Source organism: Proteus vulgaris, assembly GCF_033708015.1.
Classification (GTDB): Bacteria; Pseudomonadota; Gammaproteobacteria; order Enterobacterales; family Enterobacteriaceae; genus Proteus.
Window position 1 is genome coordinate 1819207 of the sequence record NZ_CP137920.1, and the last position, 16154, is coordinate 1835360.

Sequence of the window (16154 nt, forward strand, 5' to 3'; positions counted from 1 at the left end):
TGTCAACCTTTGCTGACAAGCCTCTTTATTTCGTTGATATTTATGTATAATATCTAGAATTAGTTCAGGGTCACTCAGTATTAAGAAGGTTTATAATGCGTTTAGAGGTCACTTGTGAAGATCGCATCGGGTTAACCCGTGAATTATTAGATCTGCTAGTATTAAAAAATATTGATTTACGTGGAATCGAAATATTCCCAATAGGTCTTATTTACCTGAATTTTTCTCAGATTGATTTTGATATTTTTCAACCGCTCATGGCGGAAATACGTCGAATAAATGGTGTTATTGATGTGCGTACTGTTGCATTTATGCCATCAGAGCAAGAACATCGTGCAATTTGGACATTATTAGAATCTGTCCCTGTACCTGTTTTTTCTATTGATACCAAGGCTAAGGTTAAGTTACTTAACCCTGCGACAAGACTGCTTTTTGGTTTATCTCCAGATGATCACTCTGAGAAGACATTTAACCAATTAATTCCAAATTTTAATATTCATCGTTTTTTAGAGCAAAAAGAGCACTTTATTCAAATGGTGCCTATTACTGTGAAAAAACAGAATTTTGAGATGGAAATAGTCCCAATTAAATTGACAGACGATAACCAATATAACCATTGTGTTGGGGCTTTTGTTTTATTGAAATATCATGACATTATTTATGATCACCCTAAATTAGTGGCTAACGATCAAAGTGGATTTGACCAAATTATTGCCGTAACGCCTAAAATGAAGCAACTTGTTACTCGCGCAAAGAAAATGGCAATAATGAATGATCCATTGTTATTAGTGGGTGAAACAGGGACAGGGAAGGATTTATTAGCAAAAGCCTGCCATTTATTAAGTAACCGTTTAAGGTATCCCTTTCTTGGCTTAAATTGCGCTTCAATGCCTGATGATGTTGTTGAAAGTGAATTATTTGGCTATGCAGCGGGTGCTTATCCTAATGCTCTTGAAGGGAAAAAAGGCTTTTTTGAGCAAGCTAATGGTGGCACTGTTTTACTTGATGAAATAGGTGAAATGTCGCCGCAAATGCAGATCAAACTTCTACGTTTTTTAAATGATGGCACGTTCCGTAGAGTAGGTGAAGAAGAAGAAGTTAATGTAGATGTGCGTATTATTTGTGCTACTCAGAAAAACTTGTGGGAATTAGTACAAAAGGGATTATTTAGAGAAGATCTCTATTACCGCTTGAACGTATTAACACTCATATTACCGCCATTAAGGGAAAGAAAAGACGATATCATTCCGTTGACTACTCTTTTTATTAATCAGTACTGCCAAGAACAAAATATGGGTGTTCCGTCCATTTCTGCTGACTTCTCAAATTATTTAATGCAATATTCTTGGCCTGGTAATATTCGCCAATTACGGAATACTGTTTATCAAGCAATGGCTCAATTAACTGGAAATACATTGCGTGTTCAAGATATTACGTTACCTGAGCATACAGGTGAAACATTGTTTGATGAGAATCTATTAGAAGGTTCGTTAGATGAAATGACAAAACGCTTTGAAGCTTCGATTTTAACGCGTTTATACCGTGATTATCCGAGTACACGTAAATTAGCAAAACGCTTAGGTATTTCTCATACCGCTATTGCGAATAAACTAAGAGAATATAATCTTACAAACAAAAAGAGTGAGAAGTCTGAGGATTAATTGAGTCGTAAGATTTATTACATAATAAAAATAGACGAGAATAATACTCGTCTATTTTTTTATTAGTATTATTTCAGTGCTTTTAATGCATCATCATAATTTGGTTCAGTTGTAATTTCATCAACTAACTGGGTATAGAGAACAGTGTTATTTTCATCTAAAACAATCACTGCTCGGCTTGTTAAGCCTGCTAATGGGCCTGATGCAATTGCAACACCGTAGTTTTCTTTGAATTCAGCACCACGCATTGTAGATAATGTCACAACGTTATCTAAGCCTTCTGCGCCACAAAAACGTGCTTGAGCAAAAGGTAAATCAGCTGAAATACATAAAACGACCGTGTTATTTAATTCATTTGCAATTTTATTAAATTGGCGAACACTTGCCGCACAAACACCTGTATCTACACTTGGGAAAATGTTTAGAACTTTACGTTTACCTGCAAAATTCGCTAAAGAAACATCATTAAGATCTTTACCAACAAGAGAGAAATCTGTAGCTTTTTGACCTACGACGGGGAAATTACCCGCTAGTGCCACTGCATTTCCTTGTAAAGTAACTTGATGTGCCATTGTTGTTCTCCTTTATTAGTTGTCAGACTAATTGTTATTAATACTCATTATTAACGATAATTCTCGTTAATGCTTAACCATTATGAAAATTTGCCACTATTGGCATAGTGACCACCGAAAACATAAAAATTTATAAAATATTTGTAATCAGTGATTGTGCCTTTTTATCAGGCTCTTATAATTGTTCTGTTTATTCTCATACAGATTACAGGACGAAACAGACATGCGCAAAATATTCGTCATCTCATGTGCACTTGTCGTTCAAGGATTACTCATATCGCAGGTAAATGCGGCAGTAGTCCCCGAAGGAACGATACTCGATAAAAAGCAAGAAGTGGTTCGACATTTAAAAGATGAGCCTGCATCACTTGATCCTATTAATGCAGTGGGGTTAACAGAAGCTCAAGTGCAACGTGACTTATTTGAAGGGTTGACGATAGAAGATGAGCATGGGCGTCCTATACCGGGAGTCGCTCAAAGTTGGCGTACTGAAGATAATCGCGTATGGATCTTTACTTTACGCGATAATGCAAAATGGTCTAATGGTGAAAAGGTAACAGCAACAGATTTCGTCTATAGCTGGCAAAGGTTAGTTGACCCTAAAAATCTTTCGCCTTTTGCATGGTATGCATCACTTGCATCTATTGAAAATGCACAAAATATTATTGATGGAAAATTAAAACCCACATCATTAGGTGTAGAAGCCATTGATGAAAAGACACTAAAAGTCACTTTAGAACGACCTGTCTCTTACTTCCCAAATTTAACAACTAACTTTTCGCTATATCCTGTACCGCATCATAGTATTGAAAAATATGGCACTGAATGGGTTAAGGCTGGCAATTTAGTCGGAAATGGGGCTTTTGTTTTAAAAGATAGGGTCGTTAATGAGAAAATTGTATTAACGCCAAATCCTTATTATTGGGATCATAAAAATACAGTATTAACTAAAGTCACTTTTGTGCCTATTAATCATGAATCACATGCGACTAAACGTTATTTAGCGGGTGATATTGATATTACAGAGTCGTTCCCGAAAAATTTATATCATAAATTAATGAAAGATATTCCTAATGAGGTTTATATTCCTGATCAGTTAGGGACTTATTATTATGCTTTTAATACGCAATCAGGACCAACAAAAGATATTCGTGTGCGCAAAGCATTAGCGATGGCAATCGATAGAAAAATTATCACTGATAAAGTATTAGGAACAGGGGAGAAGTTAGCAAACCGTTTTACACCTGATGTAACAGCGGGCTTTACTCCAGAACCGACAATTTATGATGAATACAATCAAGATGAATTAGATAGTCAAGCTAAGATTTTGTTAGCTGCCGCTGGATATGGTCCTCATAATCCACTAACACTCTCATTGCTATATAATAATTCAGAGAATCATCAGAAAATTGCTATTGCAGTTGCTTCTATGTGGAAGAAAAAACTAGGAGTAAAAGTCGAATTACGTAATCAGGAATGGAAAACATATATTGATAGCCGAAATTCGGGAGATTTTGATGTTATAAGAGCATCATGGGTTGGTGATTATAACGAGCCTTCTACTTTTTTAAGTTTATTAGGTTCTAAACATGCAGGTAATATCTCTAAATATCAGAATAAGCAATATGATGAAGTGTTAACATTAGCTGGTATGACTATTGATCCAAATGAAAGAAATAGTCTATATAACCGTGCTGAGCAAATAATTGCTGAAGATGCACCCATCGCGCCTATTTATCAATACACAAATGGACGCTTGATAAAGCCGTGGTTAAAAGGTTATCCCATTGAAAACCCAGAAGATGTTGCTTATAGCCATACGCTTTATATTTTGAAACATTAATATAAAGACTAAATTAAAAGCTTAATTTAAAAAAATCATTAAACATCAATTACACCTCAAAGTTAACATCTACTTTGGGGTGTTTTTTTATTCTATTGCCCGTAGTAAAAAGTGAACGTGAATGTAAGAGTGTTGGAATTATAATTTAATATATATCGTTAGTAAGAACGCTCAAAAAATGTAAAAAATAAAAGAGAGTATAAATAAAAGAGAGTATAAATAAAAAAGAACCCCTTTAAAAAAGGGGCGTAGCAAAATAAAGCAGGATGACTTATTGTCTATATATAAATTATATTTTTCATGCTTTCTTTGCACGTTTTTTATTGTATCTAACTGTTACCGTTGTTAATAAAATATTTATAACAAAAAAAATCCCTCTGCTATAAAAACAGAAGGAGACTCAAAAGGAATAAACATTGCAGGTGATATGTTAATACATTTTTATGGTATTGTTTTGACCAATTGTGCAATGTGTTTGATGTTAAATATTATGTCTTATTTTATTTATAAATATAACTGCTTGATTATAATAAATCCTAATGTTTTTGTTATGCTTTTTAGGAGCGCACTAGTAAAATTACCTATTTTTTATTGTTAAGTAAAATTACGGATGAACAATAATTATTAGAAAATTATTTAAAAACGGTATCCTAGAGAGAATTGCAAAACACTTAATTCAATGTGTCGTTTATTTGACGTGGTATCAGAGTAAAGATAGCCTAAACTCAAAGAGATATCCTTAATAGGATTATAATCGATGCCAATTTGACCAATTACACTTGTTGTATTCACAATGTGGGAATCTGTTGTATTTATTTCATTATGATACTTATCTTCTTGATATTTTAATTTATTAGGACCCATTTGAGCATAAACAGAAAATTCAGGTGTTATTCTATAAGTTGGACCGATTAATAGACCTGTGGTTTTGGTTCGGTATTTTATTGTTGAAGGTATGGTAAAGCGGGGGTCAGTAAAATATTCTTTATGATTAGTATTTAAATGCAGTAGCGAAATTAATATTCCCCAAGCATTCTCTGTATCGTACCGATAACTGATTATTTTTCCTTTAGCAGTATCGCCTTTTATTTTACCATAAATATAACCACCAGAGAGAGTGTGTGTCTTCTCATTGGCATACAATGTAGAAGAGTAAGATAAAGCAAAACTAATTAAAATAAGCGCTAATTTATTCATTATAGAGTTTCTATGTTGGTGTGTAGAACACTATTCTTAGTAAAATTAATGTTTGTTTCAATATTAATTAATTGAAATTACTCTTAAAAAAAGTTTGATTGCTTATTTTTAAACTCAATAAAAAATTAAATTAGTATAAATAGCTAATTATTAATTAATATGAAATTTGTTAATGGCAGTATAATAATATGAGGTTATTTGAATAGGATTAAGTGTAATAGGAAAAGAGACTCACAATAAGCCTTAATGCCTATTGTGAGTGAGATTTTAGTATGATGTTCTATTTCTTATCTACAACTTCAATCAGTGTATATTTCACACTTGGTGCATCTGCTGGAGGATTAGGAATATCTGTAACATTAACTTTTAATGTGTATTCAGTGCCTGCTTTATATTCAAAACCATCAATATTTTGATAGAACAAAGACCATTCGCCAGAAGGCAACTCTTTCACCTTCATACATTTCATTGGTGCAACACCAACACAATCATACAGTTGAGGATCTACAAGAAGTGTTTTTGTTGTCCCAGTAGATGATGTTGTATTTGCACTTTCAGTTGAAGTAGCATCATTGCATCCAGCTAAAAGCAAAAATAAAGGAATAGCGATAAATTTTTTCATATTGATGACCTTATTTTAGGGTGCAATAAATGTATTAAAGTATATTTAGTATACACCAGACCGATGGTTATTATAAATTACAGCAGGTAATTTTTTATCTATAAATAAAATAAGTTACATGCCATTGTTTTAAGTATTAATATTTTAGCGTAATTATCAGTATTCAATTTAGTGTAATAATCCTAAAGTAATGAAAATTATAGAGGTTTTAGATAAATGAAAAAATAGTGTTGATATACAGCTAACTAGAAAAGATTATAGGATCATAGTTCAAAATATAGCGTTATAAAATGAAGGTAGATTAATCATATTTGACAGTTGAGCATTGAATTCAAGTATTATCTTTACTGCAAAAGTTATGGAGGAAGCTAAGTGAAAACAATTAATGACTCTGTTATACAAGATTCAGATGCTATTTATACAGCGCAGCTTGATGGGCATGGAGGGGTAACAGAAATCACGGCAGAGACTGTCGCAACAAATGAAAATCCATATTGGGTGCACTTAGATTACCGCAAACCACAAAGTGCGCAATGGATACAAGAGGCAGAATTACTTCCACCTATTGCTAAAGATATATTACTTGCAGAGAGTGTTAGACCAAAAGCACAACGTATTGGTGAAAGTATCATCATTAATCTGCAAACAATTAATAATAATCCTAATGATCGACCTGATGAGCTTGTTGCTTTTAGAATTTATATTAACAGCCAAACAATCATTTCAAGTCGTCACCGCCGAGTCAATTCTGTAGATTCTGTTATTCATGCTTTAGAACTCGGTAATGGACCTGAAAATAGCGGTGATTGGCTAATTACGATGGCTGACGCAGTGACCGATGAAATAGGTGAATTTGTTGAGACGCTACATGACCAATTAATTGAGTTGGAAGATATGATCCTCGATCAACAAATACCGGCAAGAGGTGAGCTTGCATTATTAAGAAAACAGTTAATTGTTTTACGTCGTTATATGGCGCCTCAACGAGATGTCTTCTCAAGACTCTCTATTGAAAAGTTACCATGGATGAGCGACAGCGATAGAGTTACGATGTTAGAAATCTCAGAAAGACTTTCTCGACGCTTGGAAGATTTGGATAGTAGTATTTCTCGTACGGCGGTGATTGCAGATGAAATAACCTCCATGATGGCTGATGCGATGAATAGACGTACTTACACTATGTCGCTAATGGCGATGTTATTTTTGCCAACAACGTTTCTGACAGGACTATTTGGTGTCAATTTAGGTGGGATCCCCGGAAATGAGTTTCCTTACGGTTTTACCATTTTTTGTTTATCTCTCTTTATTTTGATTGTGATTGTTACTTGGTGGTTAAAGCGTAGTAGGTGGTTGTAAATTTTCAGCAAATTAATCGTAACTAAATGGATTTAAAAAAGAATTCTCTAACTCAGTTTGAGATATATCAATTTTTTAAAATAGAACATCTGGCATTATAACTCTCGCAGGTGAATACAACGTTGAGCGATGAACGTTGTGCTCCATAATTGTAGTTTTTCTCATATTGAGTTCTTAATACAGAATAATTGACCATTATTATACCGATGTTTATTAACATCGGTTTTTTTTTGCCAAAATTTATTATTGACTATTATTTAGCCATAAAAATCCTAAGCCCTGTATGCAAGGCTTAGGAGATAGTGCATTATTTCACTTCAACAATATCGAGTTTATTTTGGCTAAAGTCAGGACGTTCATCATCTTCTTCCTGGAACATCACAGGAACGGCTGGAATATCGTCTTTATCAAAAGCTAAATCACCGCCATTAATGACTTCATCACCATGTTTGATATTCGCAAAATCAAATAATTGAGTATCACATAAGTGTGATGGAACAATATTTTGTGTCGCCCTAAACATGGTTTCAATACGACCAGGATAACGTTTATCCCAATCTCTTAGCATCTCTTTAATAACTTGACGCTGAAGGTTCGGTTGTGAACCACAAAGATTACATGGAATAATTGGGAATTGTTTAGCTTGTGCGAAACGCTCAATATCTTTTTCACGCGCATAAGCAAGAGGGCGAATAACGATTTGTTTGCCATCATCACTCATTAATTTAGGGGGCATACCTTTAAGCTTGCCACCATAGAACATATTTAAAAATAATGTTTCTAAAATATCATCACGATGATGGCCTAAAGCAATTTTAGTTGCACCAAGTTCTGTCGCTGTACGATATAAAATACCACGACGCAAACGTGAACATAAAGAGCAAGTTGTTTTACCTTCAGGAATAATGTCCTTAACGATCCCATAGGTATTCTCTTCAACAATTTTATATTCTACGCCAAGCCCATTTAAATACTCAGGTAAAATATGCTCAGGAAACCCGGGTTGTTTTTGATCCAAATTGACGGCAATCAGTGAAAAATTAATTGGCGCACTTTTTTGTAGATTCATTAAGATAGAAAGTAGCGTGTAGCTATCTTTACCACCAGAAAGGCAGACCATGATTTTGTCGCCATCTTCAATCATATTAAAGTCAGCGATAGCTTGCCCAACATCACGGCGTAAGCGTTTTTGTAGTTTGTTGAAATTATACTGCTCTTTTGGGATGCTCATTTTTACGGTTCTATATCGTTGCTGATTATTCTGTAATTTGCCAAACAAGGCTTTGTTCTTCGTTATTTTGATACCTTAACAACATGATATATCAATAAAATATTGATAGGGTCAAATAATAAGTTGTATGAAAAACAAAGTTATTTATGGCAAGAAAATTGATAAGTCGCCAATGATACCAGATGGTAGGGTGGTTTCGATATAGATAACTACGGTTAAGCGATTTCAATGCGGTAAAAATAAGGCGTATAGCCTTATATAAACGGGATAAGGCTATTAAACTTTTTTTGTATCACGCGGTAATTATTAATAAACATAGACCTTAATAAGGTATGGTTGGTCGTTTATGTAAAAGAGCATTTTTTCTACGTTCAGTAGTTAATTGTGACAACGTATTGTCCGCGACAAAATGAACGCATCTTGAGGACAAAACCCAGTATAAGCAGGGTCTTGACCTCTATGATTATATAATAATATTAATGGATATATGTTATTAAAAATTATGATGATAATGTTGCTAATTTAGTCGCGAAGCCCATAAAGAAAAGTCCGATAACACCATTACCTAATTTAGCGATATTTTTACGTGAGCCAAAGAAACGAGCAAGGACTACACCACCAAAGATTAGAAAAGAGAGATAGATAAAGCTAAACGCTTCAAGCATGGAAGCTAGAATGAGATAAGATAATCCGGTATGTGCATAATTAAAATCAATAAACTGAACAAAAAATGAAATATAAAATAAAATGGCTTTAGGGTTGGTCATACTTAAAGTGAGCGCTTTTCTAAAAACGTGTTTTTGTACTGTTGTTGTTTGTTCTGAATGTGATTTTTTAGAGAAAAAAGTGGCATGGATAATTTTTATGCCCAAATAGAGAAGATAAAAAGCACCTAAAAAACGGACAATAGTAAAGAGTAAAGGAGAGGCTTTTATTACAGATGCAACACCAATAAAGGCGAGAAAAATTAAAATAGCATCACCTAAGAACACACCAAATGCCGCACGATACCCATCGCGAACCCCTCCAGATGCACTTGTTTTTAGTACATAGAGTGTATTAGGACCAGGGACAAGAATAATAAAAAACATGCCTGCAAGGTATGTCCAGATATTGAGTACACCAAATTGTTCAAGCCACACGTTAACCCCCAATCCTACTGTCACTTTATTACTGAATGAATTGCTATTATATAAAGAGAATCTGCATTATTTAAACGGATATTTTCACTTATACAGAAGATAAATGTTTGATGCTTACTGCTTTCTATTTGAAACAGTACTTTGTTATTACTTCAATAGGTTACTGCATCGTTTTACCTTTGTTTTCAAAATGAGTTCACGATTAAGGAACGAGTGTTTAAAGAAAAATAAAAAAGGTAGATTGAAAAATTAACGTTATTTTTATTGGTTTTAAAAAGCATATTTCTTATGTAAAGAGGGTAGATCTCTTAAGTTAACTAGACTATATTCATCTGTGTTTTTATACAGTATTCCGTGCTGTCCAGTTATGGTAAGGGAAAAGTGATGTTAAAAGTGATTGCTGAAGATTTTATTAAAACAGAAGCGATAGAAACTGTTTTACCTCTTTATCGTGAACTTGTTGAAGCAACTAAGAAAGAACCTCTTTGTATTAGTTACAATTTATATGTTGATGAAAAAGATCCTGGCCACTTTATCTTTGTTGAACAATGGCCTGATCATGCTGCACTTGATGTGCATTGTGCTAGTGAACATTTTCAGCGGCTTGTTCCTATAATTAATGCATATAAAAAAGCTGAACCTAAATTTTTATTTATGGCAGATGCTTTTGATGAAAAATAATAGGAAGTAAAACAAGAGAGAAGGTGATGTTAGCGAAGTATATATCTCAAATTGTAAACCAAGAAGAGAGCTATGAAACTTTAAGTACACAGCGTTTTTCGGATAACTTAACAGAAATAACCAGAACAATTCATACTTGGCTGTTTTCTGATGGCGTCATCTTGAAATGCACAGAAGAGATGGAAACTGAATACTATGATAATGACGATCAATGTCCTGAACATTGGATCACTTGGGAAATTGTAGAGTCAAATAACAAACCGATTTCTCCTTGTCGAAAAGAGTTTTTTAATTTATGCCAGCAAAGCTTTTGGTTAAAAATGCAACTTGCTAATAGTCAATAATAAGAGCATCACAATCATTTTAATAGCGTTATTTGTTGATATAAATATAACGGAGTGAGTCATGGATAGTATAGAAAATAATCAGGATTATTTAGATATAAAATTTAATAAACTTGATGTAACAGAAGAAGAATTTAAAAATATTACATTTGAGCAATGTGAGTTTCATCAATGTGATTTCTCATCAGTAAATTTATCTCATTGTAAATTTATTAATTGTTTATTTGAACGTTGTAATTTAAGTTTGGCATATATAGCCAATACACGTTTTTCTAATACAGAATTTATCGGGTGTAAACTTGTTGGTATCGATTGGACAAAAGCACATTGGCCTCGATTTGATCTCTATTCACAACTAAGCTTTAAAAGCAGTATTTTAAGTGGATGTAATTTTTTTGGTTTAAAATTATACGAATCTATTTTTGATGATTGTCGATTACACGATGTTGATTTTAGAAATGCAGAACTGAAAAAGTCAGTAATGACAAACTCTGATTTTGCGAACAGTCTGTTTATGCAAACCAATATTGAAGCCGTCGATTTTACAAATTCACATTCCTTTGATATTGATATCCGCCAAAATAAAATTGCAAAAGCGAAATTTTCAAAATTCGAAGCTCTTGATTTATTACGGTATCTTGATATTCAATTAGTTGATTAGTCGTAAGACTTAAAAAATAGAATGCTACGTTCACTTAAGTAGCATTCTTGTGTAATTATGCGCAATATAATTCCAAAGGTAATCCGTCAGGATCTTTAAAAAAAGTAAATTGTTTATTGCTACTAGGATCAATTCTTATTGGTTCACAGGTAATGCCATTCTTTTGTAAATATTCAATGCTTTCTTCTATATTATCAACACTAAAAGCAAGGTGGCGTAAACCACAAGCTTCTGGATAATTTAAGCGAGCTGGTGGAGTTGGAAAGCTAAATAACTCAATTTGGTAGTTTTTGCCAAAAGCTAGCTCCGCCTTCCATGATTGTTGGGAGGCTCGGTATGTTTCTGTTAGTAGTGTTAAACCTAAAATATTACAATAAAAGTGTTTACTTACGTCATATTCAGTACAAATAATCGCGACATGGTGGATTTTGTTGAGTTTTAGCATAAATATTGAACTCTATTTTATTACGATTTTGAATTTTATTCATTATGAAACAAAATAAACGCAACAACAACTGATTAATATTTTAGATTAATACGGATTATTATCTATAAAGTAATATTAAATAAAGAATATCTCTACCTTAATTTATAAAATCATTTAGTATAAAAATAGTCTTAATATTTTATTAATCATAGTGAGAAATAGTACATGTTTGTTTTTAATTAGGATAGATCTTTAATTATCCTTTTAATCATAAATATTCCTTTATAAAAAAACATTAATAAAATATTATTTATAAATAATATTTATTAAGCATTCCGCTTAATTTTAGTCTGAACCTAAATTTTAATTTAGTTTCATTTTTGTATTTTTTGTTTTTATATAGAGAATAAAGATGAGCCGTAATTTATTTATTTCTGCTTCACTGTTAGCTATTTCTACAATTTCTTTTAATGTACACGCAGCTTTAGATAATACTTTATCAGTGGGTTATGCGTATAGCTCAATTAAAGTGAGTGATGATAAATTTGATGATAACCCTAAAGGGATTAACTTTAAATATAATCATGAATTTGATAATGATTGGGGTGTTATTGGATCACTGACATACACAAAATTAACATATAATTATTATGGTCGCTGGGGAAAAATTGGTTCCACTGAAATTGATTATGTTTCACTAACCACTGGGCCTAGTTATCGTTTTAATGATTACTTCAGTGCATATGGGTTAATTGGTCTTGGTCATGTTAACCAAGATGATAAATTTTACTATTCTAATGATGAATACAGTAAAACCTCTATGGCTTATGGATTAGGCTTACAAGTTAACCCAATCCCAAATGTAGCAATTGATGCATCTTATGAATATTCAAAATTTGATGATGCAAAATTTGGTACTTGGGTATTAGGTGTGGGTTACCGTTTCTAATTTTAAGCGAATAAAATAATTTTAAAAGGTCACTTTATGTGGCCTTTTTGTTAATATAAATGTAAGTAGCCATCGCTATATTTGGGACATTAACTTATCAAAATGCATTTAATATACATTAACTGTGTGTTTTTTATGCGTTTTTCTTGACTGTCAATAAAGTAGTTTTAAAATTCCCCATTTTATGGAGAGGAAACGATGTTAACAGTAATAAAAGCAGAACCTTCACACTATGATGAAATGATTGAAGTTTGGGAGTCATCGGTTAGAGCTACACACACATTTCTATCTGAAGACGTCATTTTATCGCTTAAGAAAGATATTGTAGAGCAGTATTTTCCGATGCTTAATACCTATGTTGCGATCGACAATAATAATATTATTCATGGGATCTTGGGTACAGCAGGAAATAAATTGGAAATGCTTTTTGTTGATGCGAAGTCTAGAGGGCATGGTTGTGGTAAATTACTTACAACTTTTGCGATAAATACACTGCATATTGATGAGTTAGATGTAAATGAACAGAATCCTCAAGCAATTGGTTTTTATCTTTATATTGGATTTGAGCAAATAGGGCGTTCAGAATTAGATGGACAAGGCAATCCTTTTCCATTGTTACATTTAAAATTAAATAAAAATAAGTATAAATACTAAATAAAGAAATATTAAAGATACAAAATAGGGCGAAAAGTAAAAAAATCTCTCTATTTTCTTTATGTAAATAATAATTATCCACCGAAGTTTGATTTATATCGTGATAATTACTCTGCTTTAATGAAATAATTTTTTCATAATTAAATAAATCTAGCACAATAGTGGAATAGTTATGAAAAAAACCTTAATTGTTATTTTATCTTTCTCTTTACTACCCGCTTGTTCTGAATCACAAGAAAATAAAGTTATTGAATATTGTATGGATACATTAAATATCTATAGTCATGTGAGCAAAGATCAATGTTTGTGTTTTTATAATGAAGCAAGTGATAAATTTTCTTCAACTGAAATAGACAGAATGGTCAAATCACCACCAATAAAACAAGACAGTACACTTACAAGAGAGGGCACTATGTTTTTAACTATTGCTCATTCATCTAAATGCTTTGAATAATAGATATTACGCGTAATAAGCGACAATAAGCTGATAAAGCCTAAGTAGTAAATTAAGTTGCTTATACCAAAGAGTATTGCCTCTAAAGTAAACACTACAAAATTGATAACCCCATCGCTATAAATTGAATATATCATTACTATTTCTATATACAGTTGGTTGTGGGTTTATCTTTAGTGTGAATTATGAGGAAATTATGTCAAAGCTTCGCTTACCTTACCTTAAACAAAGAGCATAACAATAATAACAACTACGCAGATATACCAATAAAATGCACCAAAGAAAGCTAAAGCAAAAATAGTGTCGATAATAAAGTCGTTTTCATGCATTTTATTTCTTTCTGAAATAAAAAATCACCTGCTAAAATATAAGCAGGTGATGATAAACGTGATTATGATTTCCAGATAATATGGAACATAGGCTGTAATGGATCGCGACTAATTAGAACTCGACCAAAAATATCATCAATATCGGAATTATCATCCGGAGCAAGACCAATAATCACTTCACTAAAACGGGCGGATGTGACAGGTAGACCAACAATAAATTGCCAATCATTACCTAATGGAACCACTTCAGCTGCGCCTCGTTCTTCAAATTGCAAGTTAAACAATAATTGGTCTGCAACATCTAAATTATCGGCGGCTTGTGCCAGAAATAGATCATAAGCTTGTTCTAAAGCGTCGTCTTCACTGATTAAGGTTGGTTCATTCATGGTAATGCCTATCTATTGTTCCAATAATTATCGTGTCATTTGTATCGCATTTCTACTAATCTAGAACGGTTAATTGTTACCAGTTCTGAGTAGTCTATGGATTATAACATTTCTGTTATAACAGAGGGCTAAAGAAATAGCAGATACGCTCTAGTACACGATTTAAGAATGGCCGTTTTTCCCATTCATCGATGGTTAGCTCTGTCGAGCGGGCAATATAATCATATTGAACAATGCTTAAATCACTTCCAAAACCTTCATCATCAATGACAACGGTAATTTCAAAGTTTAACCATAAGCTACGCATATCAAGGTTAACTGAACCTACCATACTGAGTTGCCCATCAACCATCACACTTTTAGTGTGTAATAAACCATCTTCAAATTGGAATATTTTCACACCTGATTCAAGCATTTCTGTAAAGAATGAGCAACTTGCCCAACGTACAAGAAAAGAGTCATTACTGCGAGGAACAATAATGCTTACATTAACACCCCGCATTGCAGCAGTTGATATTGCATGGGCCAGATCATCGCTAGGTACAAAATAAGGTGTTGTCAGTACCAATTCTTTTCTTGCAGAGTAAATGGCTGTTATAAGCGATTGTTGAATTAGCTCATCAGGAAACCCTGGACCTGAGGCAATGACTTGTGTTGTATGGCCGCTTTCTTGCTCACAAGGCATAATATTATCATCTGGAGGAGGGGGTAAATGGCGTTCACCCGTTTCCATTTCCCAGTCAAAGGCATAAATCATACCTAATGTAGTAGAAACTGGACCTTCCATTCTTACCATAATATCAATCCATTGGCCTACACCAGAATCTTGCTTGAAATAACGAGGATCAACCATATTCATACTTCCTGTGTAGGAAATATAATTATCGATCAATACGATTTTTCGATGCTGACGCAAATCCATGCGACGTAAGAAAAAACGGAATAAATTAACATGCAGTGATTCAACAAACTCTATACCCGCGGCTCTCATGACCTCTGGGCCATTAGTACGAAAGAAATTCCAACTCCCTGCGGAATCAACCATGACTCGGCATTTTACACCACGTTTAGCTGCTCTGATTAAAGCGTCGGTGACTTCATCAACTAACCCCCCTGATTGCCAAATATAGAAGACCATTTCAATGTTATCACGAGCGTTATTAATATCGCGTGTAATTGAATTTAGCGAATCTTCGCAGGTGGTTAAAAGTTCAATTTTGTTACCTTTAACACCTTTAATACCTTGGCGCTTAGCGGTTAATTGGAAAAGAGGGGTTGCAATATCGCTCGTACTTGTAGCAAAGATATGCTTACATTTTCTTAAGTCTTCAAGCCACGCAACAACAGAAGGCCACATCTGTTTAGCATGTTCGACACGTCGTTTTCCTAGGTGTAATTCACCAAAAGCAAAATATGCAATAATACCGACTAATGGCAGAATATAGATGATCAATAACCATGTCATCGTTGATGTGACAGGTCGTCGATGCATTAGGACTCGAAATGTGACCCCCGCAATTAATAGCCAATAGAAGAAAAAGGTTAGCCAACTTAATACAGTATAAAATGTTGTCATAGTAGAGCTATTTTCCGTTGAAAATGAATTGCATGGATAAGCTAAAGGCAATTTACTAAAAATAGTTCA

General features: G+C 33.3%; 17 protein-coding genes. 9 read left to right on the forward strand and 8 right to left on the reverse strand.

Annotated elements, in window-relative coordinates; all coding sequences use genetic code 11:
* Positions 1 to 95 precede the first annotated feature (95 nt).
* The gene (gene tyrR / locus SB028_RS08730; protein WP_069369274.1) at positions 96 to 1661 is read left to right on the forward strand and encodes a transcriptional regulator TyrR; all 1566 of its coding nucleotides are present in this window, start codon (positions 96 to 98) and stop codon (positions 1659 to 1661) included.
* 68 nt (positions 1662 to 1729) lie between these two features.
* Here the strand turns inward: tyrR and tpx are convergent, their stop codons facing one another.
* A complete protein-coding gene (gene tpx, locus SB028_RS08735; RefSeq protein ID WP_069369273.1) occupies positions 1730 to 2233 on the reverse strand; it encodes a thiol peroxidase in 504 nt (167 codons plus the stop codon).
* Between the two features lie 223 nt (positions 2234 to 2456).
* On the opposite strand from tpx, the gene SB028_RS08740 reads away from it, so the two are divergent.
* On the forward strand, positions 2457 to 4076 hold the full coding sequence (locus tag SB028_RS08740) for a peptide ABC transporter substrate-binding protein (protein ID WP_069369272.1): 1620 nt from the start codon (positions 2457 to 2459) through the stop codon (positions 4074 to 4076).
* Positions 4077 to 4712: 636 nt separating this feature from the next.
* Here the strand turns inward: SB028_RS08740 and SB028_RS08745 are convergent.
* A complete protein-coding gene (locus SB028_RS08745) occupies positions 4713 to 5273 on the reverse strand; it encodes a porin family protein (protein WP_069369271.1) in 561 nt (186 codons plus the stop codon).
* 280 nt (positions 5274 to 5553) lie between these two features.
* On the reverse strand, positions 5554 to 5895 hold the full coding sequence (locus tag SB028_RS08750; protein WP_069369270.1) for a DUF4377 domain-containing protein: 342 nt from the start codon (positions 5893 to 5895) through the stop codon (positions 5554 to 5556).
* Between the two features lie 372 nt (positions 5896 to 6267).
* Here SB028_RS08750 and zntB point away from each other — a divergent pair, with 372 nt between their 5' ends.
* On the forward strand, positions 6268 to 7251 hold the full coding sequence (gene zntB, locus SB028_RS08755) for a zinc transporter ZntB (RefSeq protein ID WP_069369269.1): 984 nt from the start codon (positions 6268 to 6270) through the stop codon (positions 7249 to 7251).
* Positions 7252 to 7558: 307 nt separating this feature from the next.
* Here zntB and ttcA read toward each other — a convergent pair whose 3' ends face one another.
* Together ttcA and leuE are read right to left on the reverse strand one after the other, a co-directional pair.
* A complete protein-coding gene (gene ttcA, locus SB028_RS08760) occupies positions 7559 to 8482 on the reverse strand; it encodes a tRNA 2-thiocytidine(32) synthetase TtcA (protein ID WP_069369268.1) in 924 nt (307 codons plus the stop codon).
* Between the two features lie 500 nt (positions 8483 to 8982).
* Positions 8983 to 9573 (reverse strand): leucine efflux protein LeuE, encoded by a 591-nt coding sequence (gene leuE, locus SB028_RS08765; RefSeq protein WP_069369394.1) that lies wholly within the window; start codon positions 9571 to 9573, stop codon positions 8983 to 8985.
* A gap of 435 nt (positions 9574 to 10008) precedes the next feature.
* Here leuE and SB028_RS08770 point away from each other — a divergent pair, with 435 nt between their 5' ends.
* From SB028_RS08770 to SB028_RS08780, 3 genes are all read left to right on the forward strand, one after another.
* Positions 10009 to 10305, forward strand: a complete 297-nt coding sequence (locus SB028_RS08770) for a putative quinol monooxygenase (protein WP_069369267.1) — start codon at positions 10009 to 10011, stop codon at positions 10303 to 10305.
* A 26-nt stretch (positions 10306 to 10331) separates the two neighbouring features.
* On the forward strand, positions 10332 to 10649 hold the full coding sequence (locus SB028_RS08775) for a hypothetical protein (protein WP_069369266.1): 318 nt from the start codon (positions 10332 to 10334) through the stop codon (positions 10647 to 10649).
* A gap of 61 nt (positions 10650 to 10710) precedes the next feature.
* A complete protein-coding gene (locus tag SB028_RS08780) occupies positions 10711 to 11310 on the forward strand; it encodes a pentapeptide repeat-containing protein (protein ID WP_069369265.1) in 600 nt (199 codons plus the stop codon).
* Positions 11311 to 11365: 55 nt separating this feature from the next.
* Here SB028_RS08780 and SB028_RS08785 read toward each other — a convergent pair whose 3' ends face one another.
* Complete coding sequence (locus SB028_RS08785; protein WP_069369264.1) at positions 11366 to 11755, reverse strand: VOC family protein; 390 nt, start codon at positions 11753 to 11755, stop codon at positions 11366 to 11368.
* Between the two features lie 394 nt (positions 11756 to 12149).
* Here SB028_RS08785 and SB028_RS08790 point away from each other — a divergent pair, with 394 nt between their 5' ends.
* The 3 genes from SB028_RS08790 (at position 12150) to SB028_RS08800 (ending at position 13794) form a co-directional block, all read left to right on the forward strand.
* On the forward strand, positions 12150 to 12686 hold the full coding sequence (locus tag SB028_RS08790) for an Ail/Lom family outer membrane beta-barrel protein (protein ID WP_069369263.1): 537 nt from the start codon (positions 12150 to 12152) through the stop codon (positions 12684 to 12686).
* A 198-nt stretch (positions 12687 to 12884) separates the two neighbouring features.
* Positions 12885 to 13340, forward strand: coding sequence for a GNAT family N-acetyltransferase (locus SB028_RS08795; RefSeq protein ID WP_069369262.1), 456 nt, complete (start codon positions 12885 to 12887; stop codon positions 13338 to 13340).
* 172 nt (positions 13341 to 13512) lie between these two features.
* Positions 13513 to 13794 (forward strand): hypothetical protein, encoded by a 282-nt coding sequence (locus SB028_RS08800; protein ID WP_069369261.1) that lies wholly within the window; start codon positions 13513 to 13515, stop codon positions 13792 to 13794.
* A 391-nt stretch (positions 13795 to 14185) separates the two neighbouring features.
* Here SB028_RS08800 and SB028_RS08805 read toward each other — a convergent pair whose 3' ends face one another.
* Positions 14186 to 14515, reverse strand: coding sequence for an HI1450 family dsDNA-mimic protein (locus SB028_RS08805; protein WP_409565727.1), 330 nt, complete (start codon positions 14513 to 14515; stop codon positions 14186 to 14188).
* 109 nt (positions 14516 to 14624) lie between these two features.
* Complete coding sequence (cls, locus tag SB028_RS08810; protein ID WP_069369259.1) at positions 14625 to 16085, reverse strand: cardiolipin synthase; 1461 nt, start codon at positions 16083 to 16085, stop codon at positions 14625 to 14627.
* Positions 16086 to 16154 lie beyond the last annotated feature (69 nt).

Excerpts from the sequence above, each read along its gene's own strand:
- SB028_RS08740 (WP_069369272.1), top strand. The coding sequence starts at position 2,457 with ATGCGCAAAATATTCGTCATCTCATGTGCACTTGTCGTTCAAGGATTA.
- SB028_RS08800 (WP_069369261.1), top strand. The coding sequence starts at position 13,513 with ATGAAAAAAACCTTAATTGTTATTTTATCTTTCTCTTTACTACCCGCT.
- SB028_RS08790 (WP_069369263.1), top strand. The coding sequence starts at position 12,150 with ATGAGCCGTAATTTATTTATTTCTGCTTCACTGTTAGCTATTTCTACA.
- SB028_RS08745 (WP_069369271.1), bottom strand. The coding sequence starts at position 5,273 with ATGAATAAATTAGCGCTTATTTTAATTAGTTTTGCTTTATCTTACTCT.
- leuE (WP_069369394.1), bottom strand. The coding sequence starts at position 9,573 with ATGTTTTTTATTATTCTTGTCCCTGGTCCTAATACACTCTATGTACTA.
- SB028_RS08750 (WP_069369270.1), bottom strand. The coding sequence starts at position 5,895 with ATGAAAAAATTTATCGCTATTCCTTTATTTTTGCTTTTAGCTGGATGC.
- SB028_RS08795 (WP_069369262.1), top strand. The coding sequence starts at position 12,885 with ATGTTAACAGTAATAAAAGCAGAACCTTCACACTATGATGAAATGATT.
- SB028_RS08775 (WP_069369266.1), top strand. The coding sequence starts at position 10,332 with ATGTTAGCGAAGTATATATCTCAAATTGTAAACCAAGAAGAGAGCTAT.
- SB028_RS08785 (WP_069369264.1), bottom strand. The coding sequence starts at position 11,755 with ATGCTAAAACTCAACAAAATCCACCATGTCGCGATTATTTGTACTGAA.
- cls (WP_069369259.1), bottom strand. The coding sequence starts at position 16,085 with ATGACAACATTTTATACTGTATTAAGTTGGCTAACCTTTTTCTTCTAT.
- SB028_RS08770 (WP_069369267.1), top strand. The coding sequence starts at position 10,009 with ATGTTAAAAGTGATTGCTGAAGATTTTATTAAAACAGAAGCGATAGAA.
- tpx (WP_069369273.1), bottom strand. The coding sequence starts at position 2,233 with ATGGCACATCAAGTTACTTTACAAGGAAATGCAGTGGCACTAGCGGGT.
- tyrR (WP_069369274.1), top strand. The coding sequence starts at position 96 with ATGCGTTTAGAGGTCACTTGTGAAGATCGCATCGGGTTAACCCGTGAA.
- ttcA (WP_069369268.1), bottom strand. The coding sequence starts at position 8,482 with ATGAGCATCCCAAAAGAGCAGTATAATTTCAACAAACTACAAAAACGC.
- SB028_RS08780 (WP_069369265.1), top strand. The coding sequence starts at position 10,711 with ATGGATAGTATAGAAAATAATCAGGATTATTTAGATATAAAATTTAAT.